This window comes from Flavobacterium cellulosilyticum (assembly GCF_004349355.1).
In the GTDB taxonomy this organism is placed as follows: Bacteria; Bacteroidota; Bacteroidia; order Flavobacteriales; family Flavobacteriaceae; genus Flavobacterium; species Flavobacterium cellulosilyticum.
The window spans coordinates 254,320-275,944 of record NZ_SMFK01000003.1 but is presented as its reverse complement, the minus strand read 5'-3'; the positions used below and the strand labels follow the sequence as shown (position 1 = coordinate 275,944).

Sequence of the window (21,625 nt, the reverse complement as noted above, 5' to 3'; positions counted from 1 at the left end):
TTATTAACTTTATTTATAAAGATTAGTTGATTATTTTAGACTATTGTTTAATTTTCAACAATAAATTAGGATTTGGGCAATTTTCTAAATAATAATCCAAAGTTTTTTTACTGCAAACACCTGGATAATCACTATGGTAAGTGCTAATGTCTTTTATTATTTGAAAATGAAGATGTGGAGAATAACCACCATTTATAGAAGAATCACCTAAAGTACCTATCTTTTGTCCTTTTTTAAAACCAGTTCCAATTTCAATGTTTTCTATACTTTCCATCGAAAGATGTCCATATAGTGTATAAAACACATGGTTTTCGACGCAATGTTCAACTATAATAGTTGGACCATAATTTCCCAAACCGATATTGTTATTAAAACCATAAACTTTTCCATCCAAAGCTGCTAAAACTGGAGTGCCTGCTTTGACCCATAAATCAAGTCCAATATGAATATTCCGCTCATCGCTTTCTTCGTTATTAAAAAGATTCGCCCGTTTGTATAAATTACGTTCCTCAGTGTAACCGCCAAAAGCAACTTTTGCATTTTTTTTATGAAGATGAGCATTAATATAGGATTCAAAATCGTCGGCATTTTTAATGTCTATTGTTGCTAATTCATAACTTGAAACCGATAGATCAATTGGAGTGTAATCTGAATAACAAATGGAACTATCAATTACTATTGATTCTTCAAGTTGTAATAAATAATTTTCTATTGTATTCATAGTTATTTGTTTTATTCGATAGTCATCGATTTTAGCTTGGTTCTGTATATTTCTAATGTAGTGGCTTTAGAAATGAAACCATAATATTTACCATTTTTAAGTACAGGCAAAAAGGTTACTCTCGTTTTTTCAAATTTAGACATTACTTTTTCCATACTATCAGCAGGATAAATAACATCAATTGATGGAGTCATAATTTCTTTAACTAAAGTGTGTTTTACCCTATAATTATTAAATATAATTTCTCTAATATTATTGAAATGAACGATACCAAGTAAATTCAATTCTTTGTCTACAACTGCAAAAATAACTTGATTAGAATGAGAAATTAAATCGACCAATTTTTCTAAAGTATCATTTGGAGAAAGGGTTAAAAAATCAGTTTGAATGATGGAATTGGTGTCTATTGTTGTAAGGATATTGGCGTCTTTGTTACTTGTAAAAGCGAGTCCTTTTTTTGCCAGATGTTTCACATCCAACGAATGTTTTTCAAATCGTTTTGAAATGGCAAAACTTATAGACGTTACAATCATTAAGGGAATCATTAAGTCATACCCTCCTGTAATTTCGGCAATAAGGAAAATTGCAGTTAATGGAGCATGAAATAATCCGCTTAGAATACCAGCCATTCCTACCATCGTAAAATTGCTGATAGGTAAATGTGTAAGTCCGGTTAAATTTAAAAATTTGGCAAAGAAATAACCTACATAAGAACCTAAAAATAGGGAAGGAGCAAAGTTCCCTCCATTACCACCACTTCCCAAGGTAATTCCTGATGCAAAAACCTTAAGCATCATTGTACAGCCAATGAAGGCCAATAATACCCATTGATTGTCTCTATATTGGCTAAATAAAGTATTTTCTAACAGTTGTCCTGGATCACTTTCTGATAATGTTTTGATACTTTCATATCCTTCACCAAAAAGGGAAGGGAAAATAAAGATTATTACAGCTAAAATTGAAGCTCCATACAATGCTTTTTTATAAGGATTCATTCTAAGATGAGCAAAATAATGTTCTACTCTTTGAAAATTTCTAGCATAATAAATAGATATAAACCCAGTTATAATACCCAAAATAATATAGAATGGTATAAAATGAAAATCAAAATTTTGTTGTCTTTTAAATGACAATAAAATAGATTCGTCCAATGTAATTAAAGAAACTAAAGTACCAGCCGCTGCCGAAATCATAATTGGAGTAAATGCCGAAATACTTACATCGACCAATAAAACTTCTATTGCAAATAATACACCTGCGATTGGAGCATTAAAAGCTGCAGCAATACCTGCGGCAACTCCACAACCTATTAAGAGGGTTCTGTCTTTATAACTCAGTTTATACCTTTGTGCATAATTAGAACCAAAAGCAGCTCCGGTAACGACAATAGGACTCTCTAGTCCTGCTGATCCTCCCAATCCTACGGTTAAGGAACTGGTAAGAATTTGAGCATACATTTGTTTTGGAGGGATTATACTTGCTTTTTTCGCAACGGTATATAAAATTTGTGAAGTTCCCTTTTCAATGCTTCCACCTAAAAGCCTTTTGACAACAAAAACGGTTAGCAAAAGACCAAATATTGGTAATATACTATTGATGAAACTTAATTTTAGAATTCCGTTGATATAGGTTGCAAAAGAGAAAACTTTGTGTGCAAATATTTTTAATATTATTGCAGCAAAACCGGAAGTTATACCAATTAAAACACTAGATAAAAAAATAAATTGTTTGGGTGTAAGAATGGATTGAGACCAAGCAATTATATTTTCTAATTTATAAAAATATTTTTTGAACATTTAATTTTATTATGAAAGCGCTAAATTACCATTATTTTTGTTTTTAGCCTATATTTTTTAAAGCTTCTTTTGTACTTAATGGTGTTAAATTAGCATTAATTACAAAGTTTCTTACGGCTGCAGGATTTGTTTTTCCATACTCTCGTAATGCCCAACCAATTGCTTTTTGAATGAAAAATTCGTTTGAATCTTTATGTCTTTCACATACTAATGTAAGGATTTTGAAATTAGTTTTTTGTTTATATCCTAATTGAAAAATGATAGCGCTTCGGTTGAGCCACATATTATCTGAATTTGAAAAGCGTTCAATTACATTTATAGTTTCTAATGGGAATTCTACTAAATATTCTCCTAAAAAGTATTTTGCAATAGTGTCTACGCTATCCCACCAAGAATTCGTAATTAGTATTTTTTCAATAAGCTGAATATCCTCTTTTTTATAATTTCCCTTGAGTTGTTTTATCAAGATTTCAATGGAACAATAATGTAATTCTCGCTTGGATTTCTCATAAAGGTCCAAAGCAATTGCTCTAGGGTTTTTAGTAACTTCTTCTTGGTTTTCTTTCCAAATGGCTTTGAAAATAGTTCTTCTTTCTTCCGTTTTTAAACCAAAAAAAGAAAACTGATTCCTCAAATATTTGACCATAGGTGCAGCATTTTCTGGATTGCTTTTTTCTTGAAAAGCTTTTTCTAATGATCGGATGAAGGGCATAAATTGGTATTTATAAGGTTTTTAATTTCTGAATGGAGTGCGTTTTTAACTCTTTAAAAAAAGTAGTAAATTCATTTTCAAATTCGGAATAGTATAATTTCAATTCTGCAACAGCAAATCGCATATTCGATTCCTGTTTCATTCGTGACTTCATTCGAGCATCCATTTGAGTCAAAATTTCCTCAATACCTTCGATGGTTTGGTAGCTTAACAGCCAATTCTGGGCTATCATATAAGGCATGAATTTTTGAGTTCTTGGAGTTAGTGATTCGTAATTATCTTTTAATGATTGATAAAAGCGATTCGAATAGTCTTCTAATTTTTCGTCTGAATAGCTGCTCCAATTTTTAGCCAAAAAATGGTCGTAAAGTATATCTACGATTATACCTGAAAAATGATGATAATTGGTGTGTAATCTTTTGGTACTTTCCCTGAATATTGGATGCGCATCGGTAAAAGTATCTATTGAACGATGTAAAATAATTCCTTTTTGAATGTCTAAAGGAAATGTATCAAAATGCTTCCCATGAATTCCATCCGCCATAAAATTGCCGATTTTAATCAAATCATTCTCTCCAGAAAGTAATATGTGTGCTAGATAATTCATTAGTATAAAAGTTGGAAAGTGATGGTTTGGCGGGTTTGTTTTTGTAAATTTAGGAAATACTTTGAATAATGGTATTAAGCAATTGTATAAGTTTATTTATCTTTGCTTTCGAAATAAACTTACCCTTCTAAACTTATAAACTTTCTAAAATTAAAATAATGACATTAATAAAATCTATATCAGGAATTCGTGGAACCATTGGCGGAAAAGTAGGGGATAACCTAACTCCAGTTGATGCCGTTAAATTTGCTTCGGCATATGGAACATGGCTTAAAAACAACAATGGTAATGACAACAAGATTTTAAAGGTTGTTGTGGGTCGTGATGCTAGAATTTCGGGGCCAATGATTCATAATTTAGTGGTAAATACTTTGATAGGATTAGGAATCGATGTTGTTGATTTGGGACTTTCAACTACGCCAACTGTTGAAGTAGCAGTTCCATTGGAAAGTGCTGATGGAGGAATTATACTTACAGCATCCCATAATCCAAAACAATGGAATGCATTGAAATTATTGAATGAAAAAGGAGAATTCTTGAATGGTATCGAAGGGGAAAAAATCCTTCAAATCGCTGAAGCCGAAGCTTTCGATTTTTCGGATGTGGATTCTTTAGGCGAAATCATAGAAAATGATGCTTATATGGATATTCATATTGATGAGGTTTTAAATTTGCCTTTGGTAGATATCGAAGCTGTAAAAGCAGCAAAATTTAAAGTGGTTGTTGATGGTGTGAATTCTTCGGGAGGAATTATTATTCCAAAATTATTGGAATTGATGGGTGTTGAAGTAGTGAAATTATACTGTGAACCAAACGGTCATTTTCCTCATAATCCAGAACCATTGAAAGAACATTTGACCGATATTTCGGAATTAGTTGTTAAGGAAAAAGCTGATTTAGGAATTGTAGTTGATCCAGATGTTGATCGTCTGGCATTCGTCTGTGAAGATGGCGAAATGTTTGGCGAAGAATATACTTTAGTAGCTTGTGCTGATTATGTATTGAGTAAAACACCAGGAAATACAGTTTCGAATATGTCGTCTTCTCGTGCATTACGCGATGTAACAAATCAACATAAAGGTAGTTACGAAGCCAGTGCAGTTGGTGAGGTGAACGTAGTGGAATTAATGAAAAAAAATAATGCTATCATAGGTGGAGAAGGAAATGGTGGAATTATCTATCCTGAATTGCATTATGGTCGCGATAGTTTGGTTGGAGTAGCCTTGTTTTTGACCCATTTAGCCAACAAAAAAATGAGTGTGTCCGCTTTGAGAGCTTCCTATCCGGAATATTACATGAGTAAAAACAAAATTGAATTGACGCCGCAAATTGATGTTGACGCGATTCTTGTTGCCATGACGGAGAAGTACAAAAACGAGGATATTACAACGATTGACGGTGTGAAAATTGACTTTTCTGAGGATTGGGTTCACCTTCGAAAATCGAATACTGAACCAATTATCCGAATTTATACCGAGGCAGCTTCACAAGAAAAGGCAGATGCTTTGGCTTTGAGAATTATTGATGAAATTAAAACAGTTGCAGGAATTTAAAACTTACTTTTTTAAGTATAAAATCCTTTCAAATAATATTTTTGAAAGGGTTTCATTTTTTAATAGCTGACTGCTTGGTTATTAAAAATAGCCGGACTTTCCAACTTGAGAAGTTTAGTGAATATTTAGAACCTCGGGTTTATCTTAACACATCAAATACGTTAGAACTTAACATTATACTTAATACCCAAATCAGTTGTAATTGATGTTTAGTTGTTTTTTATTTACTTAACTCTGTTGCCATTTTATAGGCTAATGCAGAGTCGGTAAACGGAGTTAGTGAATCTAATAAAACAGCATAAGTTCCCTTTTCTCTTAGTTCGTTAGCAATTTTTTTAATTAGGGTTAAAGTCGCTTTCATTACACTTGAACCTAGGCTTAAACGGGAGACGCCCATGTCCTGAAGTTCACGAACAGACGGAGGTAACCCTTTACCAATTCCAGGGTTTGAAAGAATATTGATTGGTGCATTAATTTCCTTCACCAGTGTTGAAATGGTTTCTTTTTCCCATACAGGCTGAATAAATATGCAGTCTGCACCAGCTTCCCGATATTTATTGCCACGCTTAATTGATTCAGCTAATTTTTCTCGTGATGACGCTAATGAAGTATAAAAAGAATCAGTCCTTGCATTAATTACTAGATGAAAGCCCATTGAATCGGATAATGCACGAATAGCTGATATTCTTTCACAAAATTCCATCTCATCAATTAATACTGGATTTAGATCAATACTGTCTTCAATGTTTATTCCAACAATTCCTGTCGCAATTATCTTCTTGACTGAATCAATTATTTCATTTAAATTATTTCCATATCCGGCTTCTATGTCCACAGTTACCGGAACTTGTACTCCATTTACGATCCCTGTTATGGCATTAATCATTTCTGATAATTGTATTATTTGGCAGTCGGGATAACCCAAGGATGCAGCAATTCCCATGCTTGTTGTAGCAATTGCTTTGTAGCCACAGGCTTCTATTAATTTCGAACTACCGATGTCCCACGAGTTTAATAGTACTAAAATTTCATTGTCTTGATGAAATTTCAAGAACATTTCAGCTTTTTGTATTTGAATATTTGGAACCATAATCTTGTTTTATATTATGATAGCTAACTTCGTATGAAATTGCTTAAAGAACTGAAGTATTTTCAGTAAGAATTATTGAAGAAATAAAAGTAAAACTGGAAATTAAACGGTTTCATTTTAAGCAAAAATCTTTCAGAAATTATTTTAGAAAATGGTATAATTTATTGATTGATTTTTCATTGACTTTCCGTTTTATTTGTCCGCTTACTGTAAAAATTAGGGCAGTCAATTAATTAAACTGCCCTGACATTTATTTATAAATTTTCTAAATCACAGAATTAAAGCACGCCAGTTCTAATGCCGTTATATTCAAAATGTAGAGGTAAAATTACTGGTTTTGCTGGAATTATACCATTTTGTGCCAAAATAGGCATTAATGTATTTCCAAATTTATTGAATTTATCTTCACTTTCCCATACATCAATTATCTTCATTCCCTTTTCAGAAATAGCCGCTGCATGATGTTCTAAACCAGATGGATTTCCATGACCTTTAACACGAATGTCTTGCCATATCTTGTCAAATTGTTTGGCTGTCATTTCAGGAAAGTCAAATTGTACCATTACTTTTTTCAAGTGTTCCATTTTTTTTGTTTTTTTACTTCTACTCATTTGGCTTTTCGATAACGCCCCGTTTTTAAAGTGGTTTCTGGTCTCCACATTTTAAAAACTTCTTTAACTATTTTTATTAAATAACTGCTGGAATTGTTTTATTAATTGCCACTCATACCATTTATAGGTCGTAAAGGACATTCAAAATAAGTGGATGTTGACATAAAATCATTCAAATCTAAATCTTCTACTGCACAGGCATTTCGGTATTTATCTGGATCAACATCTGGCTTAAGGGAATTCACGTGCCATCTTCCACCATTAAAATCTCTATCACCAGGTTTACTTTCCGATATTGCCCCAATCCCATCTTTAAAATTGGCACCATTATACAGTTCATCAAAATTGCCAGCTGTAGGTTTAAAGCTCGTATTGGTTCCAATGGTCGCATAAACATTGCAATCAGCCCAAATTGCTGGGGTTTTTATTTTTTTTAATGAATTTAGATGATAAGTATCATTACTTGCTGTAATCATCGGATCAGATATATAAGAACAACTTATTATAATCGTACTTAATAGTAAAGGCGAAATAATATAATTTAAACTTTTCATAATCGTAAAATTTTAAAGTTAAACTGTGATTTATTTTATCACCTTAAAGTTAAATAAATTTTTTTAACAAAAAAACGTAAAATACTGATTAACAAGCATTTTTAAGAAAAAATTATCATATTTAGCAAGTTAATTACTGCGATTTCAAACTTAAGCAGCTATGTAAATGATGTATTTTGCCGCTAAAGAATTAAGTACGAATCGAAAGTGGTGACAGGAATTTTAAAAGGCAAGTTTTATTATATAGTAGGTAAAAACATTAAAAATTCAATCTAAAACTCATATTTGGTGTTAAACCGAGTGATTTATTATCTACTTGAATGGCATCATTGGAGTCATTTGGATTGACTTTATAATATCGATTGATTTCATTATCATGATTGGTAGCATTTATTACACCAGCTGTAAATGTAGCTTTAATAGAGGGTGACAACATGAAATTATAATTTAGTGAAGCGTCTAAGCGCATGAAATCATCAAGATTTTCTTTGTTTGGAGTGTCATAATTCACCATTGTATTATTTCCTTTTTGAATCGTTTCTTTGCCTTCGACCGGTTTTGTGTACGGCTGACCATTTCTCCAAATACCACCTACAGCTATTTTAATGTTTTTAAAGATAGTATAATAAAAACCTAAAGATACAGAATGTCTAATGTCAACATTATTGGGAAAGGTTGTGGGGGTAAAAGAATCAAATTCATATTCATTTGTACTGAATGTATAACTTAACCAAACACTATATTTTTGAGCCGTTTTATTGGCTAAAAACTCCAAACCTTTAGCGGTATAACTTCCATTAGCCGAAGTATATTGAAAGCTGTTATAAAAACCCTGATTAGAAGTTGTAATTCCATCAACGATTTTATAAAAACCAGTTGCCTCAATGGTTAGTTTTTTTTCATTGAATTCGACACCAAAAGAACCTTGTTTGCTTGTCGCAATTGGGATATCTTTATCGGTGACTGCAACCCAGCGTCTTTTTTCAACTCCTAAAAAATCATCTTCAAAATCAACTATTTGAGTAGTGGATTGATTTTTGAATTCGCCTTCTAATTTTAAAGCAAATTGATTGGATATTTTTTGCCTAATGTTTATTCTAGGTTCAAAAATGAATTTATCGAATTTTTGAAAATAATTCAAACGTATTCCCGCTCTTAAATAGGTGTTTTTTTTATTGTATTCAACCTCTGAAAATAAGGCGTGATTCAATAAAACGTCCTTTTTAGTACTAGAATACCTTGGATTGCTAACTATAGTTTGGTTTAACATCCCAGTTTCATTGTATTGATAACCAAGCAAGTAATTTAAATTGTCATTTGCTTTGTAATTAGAATTTAATTTCACACCTGTTTCTAGCACTTCGTTGGCTTCCGTTAAAAGCTGGTCTGTTTCGACTCTGTAATCACTAGCATCTATATTGTATTTGCATAAATAAGCGATAAGATGCGTGCTTAATTTTGGAGTCCATTGTCCTTTCCAGTTTCCACCATATCCCATGTTTTTTTGAGATAAATTACTCACTTTGGATTCCGTTTCATTTGAATTTAAAATATGGTGTTCCGAATAATCCAAAGCGTTATTGATGCCAATAATATTAGCTCTAATTTGATGTTTTTCATTGACATCATAAAGCAATTTTGCTGTAAAATCATAAAAATAAAAATCGGAAGAAGTCTCCTTTTGATCACTTTTTGCATTGATTTCGGTATCTTGAAAGCTGCGTTGAAAATATTTGGTGTACGTTGGAGATTGATACAAATCAGTAATCGAACGACGTCCTGAAACATGAAACTCTAATTTTTTTGTTATTGGGATTTCTAAAAAAGCATCCGTACTTATTAAATTAATTCCTGCTCCACCAGAAAAAACATTGGTAACTACATCTTTGGTTTGCATGTTAATTGTACTTGAAACACCATCACTAAATTCTGCACTTGTTCCGTTTTTACTAACAATTACTTTGCTCGTAAGATTGGGGTTATAAGCAGATATTAATCCAAAGAAATGGCCGGAATGATACATTTTGATATTATCCCAAAGCACTAAATTTTGATCGTTAGTTCCGCCCCTAACATTAATATTTGCAATGCTTTCATTACTACTTTCAACACCTGGTAAAGTTTGTATCGATTGTAAAATGTCGGGTTCTATTAGGCCAGGAAGTATGCCAAATCTTTTTGTGTTTAAAACTGTACTTCCATCTAAATATTTTTGCAATCCAGGCGTAAGATATACATTTATCATGACCTGATTCAATTCCTCATTTTTTGTAGAAAGTACTATTTCTTTGCAATTTTTTTGTGTTGAAAATAACGCATTGGCTTCTAATTGTTTGGATTCAAAACCTATAAATGATAGTGTTATTATTGAGTTTAATGGAATATCGGCCAAAGTAAACTTGCCGTTTATATCTGTAATGGTGCTTTTTCCAATATCATTTACTAGTACAGAAGCACCAATTAAAGGCAACTTTTTATCATCAGATAAAACAACTCCACAAACCGCTATTGTTTTGTTAATCACCGAAACAGTAACATAACGATTGTCTAAGGCTTTAAAATTTAAAAGGGTTTTTGAATTGAGGTACGCTATTGTTTGTTGTAATGTAAATGTAGCTTTGGGTTTTTCAATTGTAATATCCGCAACATCTTCTACGGCGTACGAAAATTTTACATTAAATTGTTTTTCAATGGTAAAAATTACTTCAGTTAACGATACTTTTTTAGTTGTATTTTGTCCAAAACAAATACATTCAAAACAAAGTAGCAGAAAAAGGATTCCTTTATTTAACTTCATAGTTGTATAATATCACTGTTTTGCCTTGAATCCTGTAACTTAATTGAAGTGGAATTGTAACTGCTTGAAGCGCTATATCCTTATTTGTATTTGTAAAACTTCCCGTAAATAGTTTGGATGTGTCTACACCATCATCTTTAATATTTAAATCATATTGACGTTCTAGTTCGGCAATAACCTGATCTAGCGGAATCCTATTAAAACTGGATTCTTGTTCGATCCACGAAGGTCTTTTGGAATTGAAATCGTCCACATTTTCGATAGTTCCATTGATAACTCGAAACGTTTTTCCAGGAGGTAATTTAATGGTTTTGTTGCTGTAAGTTACACTTACTAAACCTTCATAACAATGAACTTCAAAATAGTTTTTACGTTCTTTTACGTTAAATTGTGTTCCCAATACTTTTACAATTCCAGAATTGGTGTTTACACTAAACGTTTTGCCTTTCTGTACTTTAAAATAAGCTTCTCCATCTAAAGTTAAATCTCTTTTATCGTCCCATTTTCTTTCGTTGAAGGATAATTTTGAAGTCGCATTTAATATTACTTCTGAATGATCCGGAAGTAGGACTGTTTTTGTTTGCGCTATTTGAGTTTCAAAAGAAGTAGAGGTATTGAAATATATAAAATAAGCTGAGGTTAACAAAACTACAAAAACAGCAGCCATTCTATAGAATGCTTTTACGTTCAAAGTTCTTACTTTTGATTTATTTTTAGATTGATTTTTGGTCTTAAATGCTTCAAAAGTAGCTTGGGCATCTACTTTTGGAGCTTCCAATTGTGATGCGTAATGAGCAATCTTTTCAAGTGTTTTCGAATCTTCGGATTGTTTTAAATCCTCAATTTCTTCGCTTGAAAGCTCGCCATTTAGCCATTTTAATATTTCTTTTTCATTTTTCATTTTATATCTCTATGTTAATAAGACAACTAACTTTTACATTACCCTATTGATAAATTATAAGTTTTCGATCTGGGCTTTTAGTATTTTGAGCGCATCAGACATTCTTTTTTCTACTGTTTTTTGAGAAACATTGAGTAATTCTGCAATTTCTCTGTATTTTTTGCCATCTATTCGATTTAATAAAAACACTTCTCGTTGTACTTCACTTAAAGAAGCAATAACATTTGTGAGTTTTTGTTTGAATTCTTCTTCTTCTAATAAATAGTCAGGACTTTGATTATTGGTATCTAAATTGGGAGACTCTTTTGCATATCGCAACACCACTTTTTGATGTTTTATAGTATTTAGAAATATATTATTGATAGTAGTAAACAAATAGGTTTTTACTTTAGTAAAGTCAATTTTGGAACAGTTCTCCCATATTTTAGTAAATGCATCTTGTACCAAATCTAGTGCAGCATCACTATCACCACATTTGTAATACGCAAAATTAGTTGCTGATTGGACCTGTTTTAGGTAAAAGTTCCTAAAGTGATTTTCGTCGCAAAGTGTATTGTTTTCGTCGCTCATTTAGAATTAATTCGTTTTTTATAAGTTGTAAAAGTAAATTATTTTTGCAAAAAGAACTTAGAATAATAGTATTTGCATTATTTAAAAAATAATTTATTTTTTAATGATCTGGCATTTAATTAATTAAGAAATGAATGGTAAAATTTAAAATATTTTTTTCAAAATGCTATAGGGAAAAAATAAAGCGAGTTGTCTTACTAACAGAAAGGCGTTAAAAACACCGCTAGTAAATATAAAAAAAACATTAAATTTGAAAATCATGAAAAAATTAAAAACGATTACCGGAATTGCATTGATGACTATCTTAGGATTTACATCATGCCAAAGTGAAATTGATAACGTTGAAGGAAATAATCCAAATACCAATTCTGCAAACTCAACAACTACTACTAATCTAAAACGTACTGCGATGTACGATGGTTCATCTGATGATTTTATAGACGGAGCTTCTTGTTCTTCTATTATATTACCAGCTTCCGCTAAAGTAAATGGAGTTCAAGTTTCTCTTTTTTCTCAAATAGATTACCAACAAGTTATTTCTATTTTAGCACTATCTAATAATGATCAAGATACAGTTGTATTACAATTTCCTTTAAGAGTTAAATTAAGTAATTATACTGAGGTTACTGTAAATAGCCAAGCGGAGTATAATGCGATTTTAAATGCATGTACAACTGCTCAAAGTAATAGTCAAAGCGCTATTTCTACATTAGATATTAGCTTCCCAATAACAATATTAACGTATAATGAGAGTTTAGTACAAACAGGAACTGTTGTAATAACATCCAAACAACAATTGTATACGTATATGTCTAATGTAGCTAGTACAGAGTATTATTCTGTGAAGTATCCAATTTCAACTACTATTACAGGAGAATCTAAATCAACAGTTACTAGCGATGCTGAATTGCAATCCACTATTAATGCCTCTCTAGCGGTAAAAGCTAAAATAGAAGCAGCAGCAGAAAACTCGAAAAAATTAGAAACGATTTTAGTTAACGGAAAGTTTAAAGTAGACTCTTATATAAGCGCTGGGGTGAATACAGCAACAAATTACAAAGATTATACAGTAAATTTTGCAAATAATTTATCAGTAACGGCCACAAATATTTTGAGTACAACTGTAAATGGTACTTATAAAGTAAGCTCGGAAGTAGATGTTTTATTAAAACTAAATTTTTCTGGAAATGCAACATTTGTTTTATTAAATAACACCTGGAAAGTAAGCAGTTTTAGCGCAACAACAATATCATTGCAAAGCACTACTAATGCAGCAGTTACATTAGTATTAAAACAAATTTAAATTAAAACTCAATTTAAATTATTTTAAGAACAGTTGCTTTATTGAAGTAGCTGTTCTTTTAAAAAATAAAATTATAATAAAAATAAAAAAAATGAAAAAAGTAATTGTAGTGCTAATAATGGGATTGGTCTTATTTGTATCCTGTTCAAAAGAAGATGCCGTTGATAGTATAAATCCTGTTACTAATAAACAAGTAACTGGAAGTTCATCTAATGATTTATTATCGGAAAAAAAGTTTACCAGCATGATTATAGAAGTCGTTTATGTTCAAGGTTTTGAACCATCGGCAACTGCAATTACTAATTTTGTTTCTTTTCTAAATGCAAGAACGAATAAACCAAATGGAATAACTATTGTAAAAAGAGCCATTCCATCAACTGGGAAAGCAACTTTTACCAACACAGAAATTGCAGCAATTGAAGACGCAAACAGAACCAAATTTAACACTTCAAATCAAATTGCAGTTTGGTTATTTTTTACTGATGGAAAATCATCGAGTGACACCAGTACTTCGGTTGTCTTGGGTACCGCTTATAGAAATACTTCGATGGTTATTTATGAGCAAACGGTTCATGGTTTGAGTGATAGTCCGTTTAAACCAAATAGGAGCGTATTAGAAACTACGATTATTAGCCATGAGTTTGGACATATTTTAGGACTTACCAATTTAGGTGCAGCATTACAAAGTAGTCATGAAGACACTACTCATCCTAAACATTGCAATGTAGAAAGTTGTTTAATGTATTGGTCATCCGAAACTGGCCATGGAATAGGTAATATGGTTTCTGGTGGTTCAGCTCCAAGTCTAGATGCGCAATGTCTTGCTGATCTTCGTGCTAATGGCGGGAAATAATTTATTTAAAAAAAGAAATATGAAAAAAATAAAACTAACAATAGGTTTGCTATTGGGTATAGTATTTGCTATAAATGCTCAAATAACTACGAAACATAAATCGAATGCAGGTATTAAAGGGGGATATAATCTCGCTTCCGTAAGTTTTGATGGTGACGGAGAAACTGAACAGCGTCATAGCTTTCACATTGGGGTTTATGGGGAAGAATTTTTAAATGACAACTTTGCAATTCAACCGGAATTAATGTATTCTCAACAAGGGTATGTAATTACGAATAGTAGTGGAACTGTTACCCAAAAGTTGAATTACATCAATTTACCTTTAATGCTTAAAGCATACCCAACTAAAAATTTGTTTCTTGAAGCAGGTCCGCAAATAGGATTGGCTATTACACATAAAGAAGAATACAAAGGATTGTTTAATAGTTCACAAGAATACAATCCTAATAATTTTGATTGGGGATTAAACTTTGGAGGTGGACTTAAAACAGATTCTGGAATTAGTTTTGGGGTGCGTTATCATCATGGTTTGGGCGATTTATATGATAATAGCAAAGCATACAATAGAGTTTGGCAGTTTTCTATTGGTATTGATTTATAAAATAAAAAACATACAATTTATAAACGTTTCTAATTCAGAAGCGTTTTTTTTTGTCTCAACTTTTGAGTTTGATTATTATTAAAAGTAATCAACTGGAATTTGTTAAAAAAAGAACAATTTAGTATTGTTGTTTTTTTAACCATTAAGATCATTAAGAAAATTAAGGTTTAAAGTAATTCTTAATGAACCTTAATTTTCTTAATTGTTTAATAAAAAATAGTGCTCACAACATATTCTCTTTTCTTTAACCATTTAGAAAATTAAGGTGTAAAGTAGTATTTAAGGAGTTCTAATTTTCTTAATTGTTGAGATAAAATTAATACTCACAACTTATGTTCTCTTCTTTAACCATTAAGATCATTAATAAAAATTAGTGCTCGCAACATTTCTGAAGAATTTTTAAATCTGATTTAATTAATTTTTATTGATATTTTAATTACTAGTCCTGCAAGGTTTTTTTTTTGACCTGTAGGTTTCAAGTAGATTAAAAAACACCTATTTATTTAATAAAGTTCATTGTTATTAGCAGGATAACTACCAAGATTCCCACGAGTCCAGTTACAAAAAAGTAATCGGCAATAGTTTCAAATTTGTATTCGCGTTCTACGCTTTTGGTTCTGATAGAAATAAACGAAAAAATACAGGAACAAGTGAGTAAAACGGCTATAACCGAAGTAAATCCATCAATTACATGTGACTCTATTTTGTTCGAAATATGTAATGAGGTGATTACGAAAAGACAAAACCCCAAAAGATTAGCCGAGGTAGTTAATATATGCGGTGAAGTATTGTTTGCCATTGGACAAATGTAAAATTTATGCAGTTAATTTTTAGAAAGTAATTCTTGTATTTATTTTAAAAAAAAACTTTTGTTTACTGTTAATTCGGCTTTAATAAAAAACGAATTGATTTATAAATAGCACCAATATTTGAGAAAAAATAGGTAGTGCAGTGGTTTAATTGGTGTTTTTAGTAAACTGACCACTGACAACTGACCACTATCTCCTGTGTTTCCATCGATTATGAGTCCATAAATAATATTCTGGAGCTTCATAAATTTGTTCTTCGACTAATTTTAGGAATTTATCTGTAATTTCATAGTTAGGAACTTCTTTGGCGTTTTCGGATAACACTTCAAAAGTACCCTCATAATACCCTCTTTTTATTTTTTTAACTTTCAAAAAAACAACATTCATATTGTATTTTTTGGATAACATTTCTGCACCAGTATGAACAGGAACTTCTATTCCCATAAATTTTTGCCAATGAAATGCTGAAGAAATTCTTGGAGATTGATCACTTGCAAATCCGTAAATAGATAATTTTTTGTTTTTATTATTTTTAAGAATTAACGGAATAGTTTCTTTAGTTGTGATAAGTTTGGCTTTGAATTTTGATCGAATAGAACGGACTAATTTATCAAAATAAGGGTTTTTTAATTGTTTATAGATAGCATACCCTTTGAAATTAACATAAGCATTCATAGAAATAGACCATTCATAGCTTCCATAATGCGCTATCATAAGAGCAATGCTTTTTTCTTGAGCTTCTAATTTTTTATATATTTCTATATTGGTAAAAACAAATCGTTGATTGATTTCTTTTGTTGAAATGGACAATGTTTTAATCATTTCGAGAAACATGTCGCACAAATGATGGAAGGATTTTTTTTCGATTAGTAATCTTTCATCATCAGAAAGATGTGGAAGAGCTAAAGCTAGGTTTTCACGAACGGTCGTTTTGCGATAACCAATTATATAGTAGACTATTAAGTAGGTGAAATCAGAAAAAAAATATAATAATCGAAAAGGCAGCATCGAAATGCACCATAAAAAGGGGTAAGCTATAAGGTATACTAAAAACCGCATTAATTAAATATTTCAACAAATATAATTTAAATATTTATTTCAGGTGTTAGTTTAACCCAGATTCCGTAGTAGATTTCTAATGCGGAATTTGGGTTTAAGGTTGCAATTCTGTTTTAAATGCCATTATTATTAATTAGATTTACACTTCTATAAAAAAAAACACAGAACTATTTATGAGTATTATATTAATTGTAATTGTTGTTGCTACAGTATTATTCAGTTTCAAAGGATTTAATGATGTCTCTTTTTTCAGGAAATACGAATTTCATATTGGAAGTATTCGAGCTGGGGAACAAATTCGTATGTTTTCCTCTGGTTTTTTGCATGCTGATATGGGGCATTTGTTTTTTAATATGTTTACTCTCTATATGTTTGCGCCTGTTGTGGTAAATTATTTTGGAGATTTCTCCTTCTTATTTATTTATATGGTAAGTCTTGTTACAGGGAGTTTATTGACTTTGTTGATGCATAAAAATGATTATAGTTACAGGGCCATTGGAGCATCAGGTGCAGTAATCGGGATTTTGTATTCGGCTATTTTGATAGAACCAAGTATGAACTTGTATTTGTTTTTTATACCAATTCCTATACCAGCCTATTTATTCGGTATTGGCTATTTGTTGTATTCAATTTATGGAATGAAAGCTAAGAATGACAATATAGGTCACACGGCTCATTTTGGAGGAGCAATTGGCGGTTATGTGATTACTTTACTTAAAGAACCATCAATGTTTGCAAACAATACTTATATGGTAGTGCTTTTAGCCATTCCAATTTTGATACTTTTCGCATTGGCGAAAGCTGGAAAACTTTAATTGGCATACCATTTGAGTAGTCATTATGAAATAAACTAAATTAATAAATATGAAAAAAGTACTATTTATGCTTACCGTGATGTTCATGACTATGAGTTATTCACAAGAAATAAAGCAAGTTCCAATGATTACGGTATCTGGTGAAGGAAAAATAAAAGTGGCTCCTGATCAGGTCCTCATTGCAATTTCATTGGAAACGAAGGGTTCAAAAGCGGATGATGTAAAAAGGGAAAATGATAAAAAGATAGATGCTGTTTTAAAATTCATCAAAAAAGCATCCATTGCAAAAGAAGATTTTCAAACACAGCGAATTTCTTTAAATCCCAACTATGATTTTGCAAAAAAGAAATATAATTATATAGCGACACAATCCATTCAAATTTTATTGAAAGATTTGTCGAAATATGATGAACTAATGGAAGGATTAATTAGCGAAGGAATTAACAAAATTGATAATGTTGAATTCAAATCATCCAAAATGGTGCAATTGCAATCCGAAGCAAGAAAACTGGCAATAAAAGACGCCAAGTCAAAAGCAGACGATTTTGTATCGGTATTGAATCAAAAGGTAGGGAAAGCGATACTTATATCGGATAATTCACAATCGTATAATCCGCGACCTGTTCTGTATGCTATGAAATCAATGGCAATGGATGAGTCTGCACCAAGAGAAACTTTGGCAGCTGGCGAAATTGAAATTACGGCAAATGTAAGTGTGAGTTTTATTTTGGAATAGAAGTCGAATTGGCTATAACTAAAAAGTCCTGAAATTTTCAGGACTTTTTTTTGTGAGTATTTTTAAGGAGCCATTCGCTGAAAACTTACGTAAAATAAAAAACACATTTTTAATGAAGCAAGCTTCTTAAAAATGTGTCATTTCATTTTGTGGGGAGAGTAGGATTCGAACCTAATCGGCTGAACCCTTACTTATGCTGCATTTCTATAAATTTATAAACTAATGTGCCACGATGTTGCCATAAGAACTGAATGAATTCTTTTCATAGATTAATCATCTTGTTATCAGTAAATTGACTTGATCTTAATGAACGTAATAATTCCTGTTTAGTGAACAGTCAAATATAGCTAAATTTAGAATAAAATTGTAGTAGTTTAATGAAATTATTTTTGATCTTTTGATTCTTAGCAAGAATATTATTCAATCTTGTGAGGGTATACTTTAACGCAGTAGTAAAGATAATCTTCAAATATTTAAGCACTTTTCGAAATCTAAAGGGGCTATTCAATTACGCAAATATTATTTAAAAAGAAGGTAGCAAATTTATACTCGATTGCAGTTTATAATATCAAGATGATCTTGATATACTTACCTTGATTCCATTACGGTCTCGCGATCACTTGCTAATGCAAGAAATAGGGGTGTTGAATTATTATAAAAAAGGATGATTCTTCAATTATCCAATCCAGTGGAGTGACTGCGGCTTTAATCGAACACCTTATTGCTATTTTAACATTGTTAGGTAGTTGTGTTTTTAGTAGTGTAACTTGTAGATATACATATATTTGTATTTTTTATTTGGTAGATTTTTTTAATTTTAAGTGTTTTTTAGAAGGTTAAATTTCGGCGTAGATTCTTTAATTTTCATTCAAAATCATTTATTGGATAAAACATTAAATGCAATAAAAAAAAATTTAAGAGGTGAGAGGGAATACAGTTGAACACTGAATTGTTTTTTTAAAATTTAGTTTAAGATTATGAGTTCCTGCTAAAGTCAAGTGATTCAATACTGGCTTTATTTTTAATAGTTTCAAAATCATTTAGTTTTTTTAAGTGTCTGTTTACTGATATTTTTCCAAAGTGACGCTGTAAGTGTATCGCGATTTCAGAATTAGACATATAAATAAAGCCATGATTAAAAGGTTACTTAATTTTATTTTAAGAAGTTCTTTTCAAGATCTACCTTTTTTGACTTATTCATTCCTTTGCCGTCTTGATTGTGCAAAGGAATAAATAGTCTACATGAATGTTACTACTGGGTTTCATTTTTAAGATTGTAGTATTTAATCGTTGTTGATGTTCCAGATTCTTAGTATCACTTTTATTTAGTACCACTCACTAGTAAGAAATTGATTTTTGTTGGATTATACCTTATTAATTTGTTTTTTTAGCAATTGTGCATTAACGGCGACAATAACAGTACTTAAGCTCATAAAAACAGCGCCAACCGCAGGACCTAAAACGAATCCAGACGAATACAATACGCCTGCTGCAAGAGGAATGGTTACTACATTATAAGCTGTAGCCCATAGTAGATTTTGAATCATCTTACGGTAGGTTGCTTTACCAAACAAAATTAAATTAGCGATATCTTGTGGGTTACTGTTCACCAAGATAATATCAGCAGTTTCAGCGGCTACATCCGTACCAGAACCTACTGCAATCCCCACATTAGCTTGTGCTAGGGCAGGGGCATCATTGACGCCATCACCTGTCATAGCGACAAACTCTTTCTTGCTTTGTAAATCTTTTACGATCTCTACTTTTTGATGGGGCAAAACTTCAGAAAAATAGCCATCTAAGCCTAGTTTATCACTTACGGATTTAGCAGTGATCTCATTATCTCCTGTAGCCATAAATACTTTAATGTTGTTCTTTTTAAATGTTTTGATGGCTTCAAAGGATTCTGGGCGGATTTCATCTGCTAGAGCGATATAACCAGCCAGTTTTCCATCAATTAATACAAACACCACCGTTTCTGCGGCATCGCTGTAGGCGTCTTCTGGAATCGTTATTTTTTCGTCTTTTAAATAACCTGGACTTACCACTTTTACTCGTTTTCCGTCCACATCTGCTTCCACGCCTTTACCGGTAATAGCATTGAAATTTTCAGGTTTTGGTATCGTTACCTTATTTTCTTTTACTTTTTTAATAATTCCAACGGCTATAGGATGTTCTGAACTTTGTTCTAAAGCACTTGCAAGTCGTAACACTTCATCTGAAGTGTATTTTTCATCAACGGATTCAATACGGGTAACTCCAAAATCTCCCTTGGTCAATGTTCCGGTTTTATCAAATAGGAGTAAGGTTATTTTTCTCGATTCTTCGAATGCCGTCCTGTTGCGAATCAACAAACCATTCTGAGCAGAAACTGCCGTTGAAATAGCCACTACCAAGGGAATGGCTAAGCCTAAAGCATGCGGACAAGCGATAACCATTACGGTAACCATTCTCTCCAAGGCAAAAACAAAGGGAAAACCCAAAATAAGCCATACTGCTAAAGTTGCAAAACCAATAGATAGCGCTATATACGTAAGCCATTTTGCCGCTCTGTCTGAAAGATTTTGCATTTTAGATTTGGTTTTCTGCGCCTCTTCCACCATCTTAATAACCTTACTCAAATAACTGTCCTTTCCCGTATGTACAACTGTCACTTTCAACGAACCATTTCCATTGATGGAACCTCCAATTACCTTGTCATTTAGTTCCTTTTTCACTGGTTTTGACTCGCCCGTAAGCATGGATTCATTTAAATAACTAGATCCCTCTAGAATAACGCCATCTGCCGGTATTTTTTCACCAGGTTTTATTAAAATAACATCGCCTTTCAGTAAATTTTCTAATTTTATATCAACTATTTTATCGCCTTCAACGCGATGCGCATCAGCAGGCATCATACTTACTAATAATTGTAAAGCTTTGGAAGCTCCTAGTACACTTTTCATTTCGATCCAATGCCCCAAGAGCATTATGGCTATTAATGTAGCCAGTTCCCAAAAGAAGTCTACTCCTTTTAAACCAAAAACTGTTGCAGAACTATAAAAATAGGCGACACTTATGGCCATTGCTATCAAGGTCATCATTCCCGGAGCTCCTTTTTTTACTTCTCCTACAAAGCCTTTTAGAAAAGGCCATCCCCCATAAAAATAAACGATGGTTGAAAGAGCAAATAGGATATAAGGATTTCCTGGGAGTAAGTAATGATAACCAAGTAAGTCTTGTATCATTGGAGAAATAATCAAGATCGGGATCGTTAGTACGATTACTAACCAGAAGCGTTTTTTAAAATCGGCTATCATCATTTTATGGTGATCGTGCCCTTCCATTCCCATGGGGATACTACTATGATCCATTTTTGAGTGATCCATCTTAGCATGTTCCTCCTTGGTCATATCCATCTTTGAATGATCCATTTCTTTATTCTCGTGCTCTACGTGATTTTCCATATTTCGGTTTTTTTGTGCTATTTTTATTTGAATATTTAAGGTATAATTTTTTTAAAGGTTGACTTATTAGTAGAACTAGCTTATCGTTATC

19 protein-coding genes are annotated in these 21,625 nt (G+C 31.8%); 6 read left to right on the top strand and 13 right to left on the bottom strand.

Going from position 1 to position 21,625, the window contains the following annotated elements; translation table 11 throughout:
* Positions 1–40: 40 nt before the first annotated feature.
* Genes E0F76_RS07625 through E0F76_RS07610 form a run of 4 tightly spaced genes read right to left on the bottom strand, consistent with a single transcriptional unit; the run spans position 41 to position 3,836 of the window.
* Positions 41–721, bottom strand: coding sequence for a peptidoglycan DD-metalloendopeptidase family protein (locus tag E0F76_RS07625; protein WP_132003731.1), 681 nt, complete (start codon positions 719–721; stop codon positions 41–43).
* A gap of 11 nt (positions 722–732) precedes the next feature.
* On the bottom strand, positions 733–2,517 hold the full coding sequence (locus tag E0F76_RS07620) for a chloride channel protein (protein WP_132003728.1): 1,785 nt from the start codon (positions 2,515–2,517) through the stop codon (positions 733–735).
* A gap of 43 nt (positions 2,518–2,560) precedes the next feature.
* Positions 2,561–3,229 (bottom strand): DNA alkylation repair protein, encoded by a 669-nt coding sequence (locus E0F76_RS07615; RefSeq protein ID WP_132003725.1) that lies wholly within the window; start codon positions 3,227–3,229, stop codon positions 2,561–2,563.
* A gap of 10 nt (positions 3,230–3,239) precedes the next feature.
* On the bottom strand, positions 3,240–3,836 hold the full coding sequence (locus E0F76_RS07610) for an acyl carrier protein phosphodiesterase (protein ID WP_132003722.1): 597 nt from the start codon (positions 3,834–3,836) through the stop codon (positions 3,240–3,242).
* Between the two features lie 158 nt (positions 3,837–3,994).
* Between E0F76_RS07610 and glmM the strand changes: the two genes are divergently transcribed.
* Positions 3,995–5,389: a phosphoglucosamine mutase gene (glmM, locus tag E0F76_RS07605; protein WP_132003719.1), complete on the top strand. Its 1,395-nt coding sequence runs from the start codon at positions 3,995–3,997 to the stop codon at positions 5,387–5,389.
* 220 nt (positions 5,390–5,609) lie between these two features.
* Here the strand turns inward: glmM and E0F76_RS07600 are convergent, their stop codons facing one another.
* The 6 genes from E0F76_RS07600 to E0F76_RS07575 form a co-directional block, all read right to left on the bottom strand.
* Positions 5,610–6,479: an isocitrate lyase/PEP mutase family protein gene (locus E0F76_RS07600; protein WP_132003716.1), complete on the bottom strand. Its 870-nt coding sequence runs from the start codon at positions 6,477–6,479 to the stop codon at positions 5,610–5,612.
* Positions 6,480–6,757: 278 nt separating this feature from the next.
* Complete coding sequence (locus tag E0F76_RS07595) at positions 6,758–7,063, bottom strand: hypothetical protein (RefSeq protein ID WP_132003713.1); 306 nt, start codon at positions 7,061–7,063, stop codon at positions 6,758–6,760.
* Positions 7,064–7,191: 128 nt separating this feature from the next.
* Positions 7,192–7,644 (bottom strand): hypothetical protein, encoded by a 453-nt coding sequence (locus E0F76_RS07590; RefSeq protein ID WP_132003710.1) that lies wholly within the window; start codon positions 7,642–7,644, stop codon positions 7,192–7,194.
* 259 nt (positions 7,645–7,903) lie between these two features.
* Positions 7,904–10,441, bottom strand: a complete 2,538-nt coding sequence (locus tag E0F76_RS07585) for a TonB-dependent receptor plug domain-containing protein (protein ID WP_132003708.1) — start codon at positions 10,439–10,441, stop codon at positions 7,904–7,906.
* The gene (locus E0F76_RS07580; protein WP_132003705.1) at positions 10,428–11,342 is read right to left on the bottom strand and encodes a FecR family protein; all 915 of its coding nucleotides are present in this window, start codon (positions 11,340–11,342) and stop codon (positions 10,428–10,430) included. Before E0F76_RS07580 ends, E0F76_RS07585 begins: the two co-directional genes overlap by 14 nt.
* A 54-nt stretch (positions 11,343–11,396) precedes the next feature.
* Complete coding sequence (locus E0F76_RS07575; protein ID WP_132003702.1) at positions 11,397–11,912, bottom strand: RNA polymerase sigma factor; 516 nt, start codon at positions 11,910–11,912, stop codon at positions 11,397–11,399.
* A gap of 259 nt (positions 11,913–12,171) precedes the next feature.
* On the opposite strand from E0F76_RS07575, the gene E0F76_RS07570 reads away from it, so the two are divergent.
* The 3 genes from E0F76_RS07570 to E0F76_RS07560 all read left to right on the top strand — a co-directional run bounded on the left by E0F76_RS07570 (position 12,172) and on the right by E0F76_RS07560 (position 14,669).
* Positions 12,172–13,215, top strand: a complete 1,044-nt coding sequence (locus E0F76_RS07570; protein WP_132003699.1) for a hypothetical protein — start codon at positions 12,172–12,174, stop codon at positions 13,213–13,215.
* A gap of 91 nt (positions 13,216–13,306) precedes the next feature.
* A complete protein-coding gene (locus tag E0F76_RS07565) occupies positions 13,307–14,068 on the top strand; it encodes a membrane metalloprotease (protein WP_132003696.1) in 762 nt (253 codons plus the stop codon).
* 19 nt (positions 14,069–14,087) lie between these two features.
* Positions 14,088–14,669: a porin family protein gene (locus E0F76_RS07560; protein WP_181954034.1), complete on the top strand. Its 582-nt coding sequence runs from the start codon at positions 14,088–14,090 to the stop codon at positions 14,667–14,669.
* A 499-nt stretch (positions 14,670–15,168) separates the two neighbouring features.
* On the opposite strand, the gene E0F76_RS07555 is transcribed toward E0F76_RS07560, so the two are convergent.
* A complete protein-coding gene (locus E0F76_RS07555) occupies positions 15,169–15,468 on the bottom strand; it encodes a hypothetical protein (protein ID WP_132003690.1) in 300 nt (99 codons plus the stop codon).
* A gap of 199 nt (positions 15,469–15,667) precedes the next feature.
* Positions 15,668–16,537, bottom strand: coding sequence for a lysophospholipid acyltransferase family protein (locus E0F76_RS07550; protein ID WP_132003687.1), 870 nt, complete (start codon positions 16,535–16,537; stop codon positions 15,668–15,670).
* Positions 16,538–16,710: 173 nt separating this feature from the next.
* Between E0F76_RS07550 and E0F76_RS07545 the strand changes: the two genes are divergently transcribed.
* Both E0F76_RS07545 and E0F76_RS07540 read left to right on the top strand, forming a co-directional pair.
* Complete coding sequence (locus tag E0F76_RS07545) at positions 16,711–17,352, top strand: rhomboid family intramembrane serine protease (protein WP_132003684.1); 642 nt, start codon at positions 16,711–16,713, stop codon at positions 17,350–17,352.
* 49 nt (positions 17,353–17,401) lie between these two features.
* The gene (locus tag E0F76_RS07540) at positions 17,402–18,088 is read left to right on the top strand and encodes an SIMPL domain-containing protein (RefSeq protein WP_132003681.1); all 687 of its coding nucleotides are present in this window, start codon (positions 17,402–17,404) and stop codon (positions 18,086–18,088) included.
* A gap of 1,364 nt (positions 18,089–19,452) precedes the next feature.
* On the opposite strand, the gene E0F76_RS07535 is transcribed toward E0F76_RS07540, so the two are convergent.
* Positions 19,453–21,534, bottom strand: a complete 2,082-nt coding sequence (locus tag E0F76_RS07535) for a copper-translocating P-type ATPase (RefSeq protein ID WP_132003678.1) — start codon at positions 21,532–21,534, stop codon at positions 19,453–19,455.
* Positions 21,535–21,625: the final 91 nt, after the last annotated feature.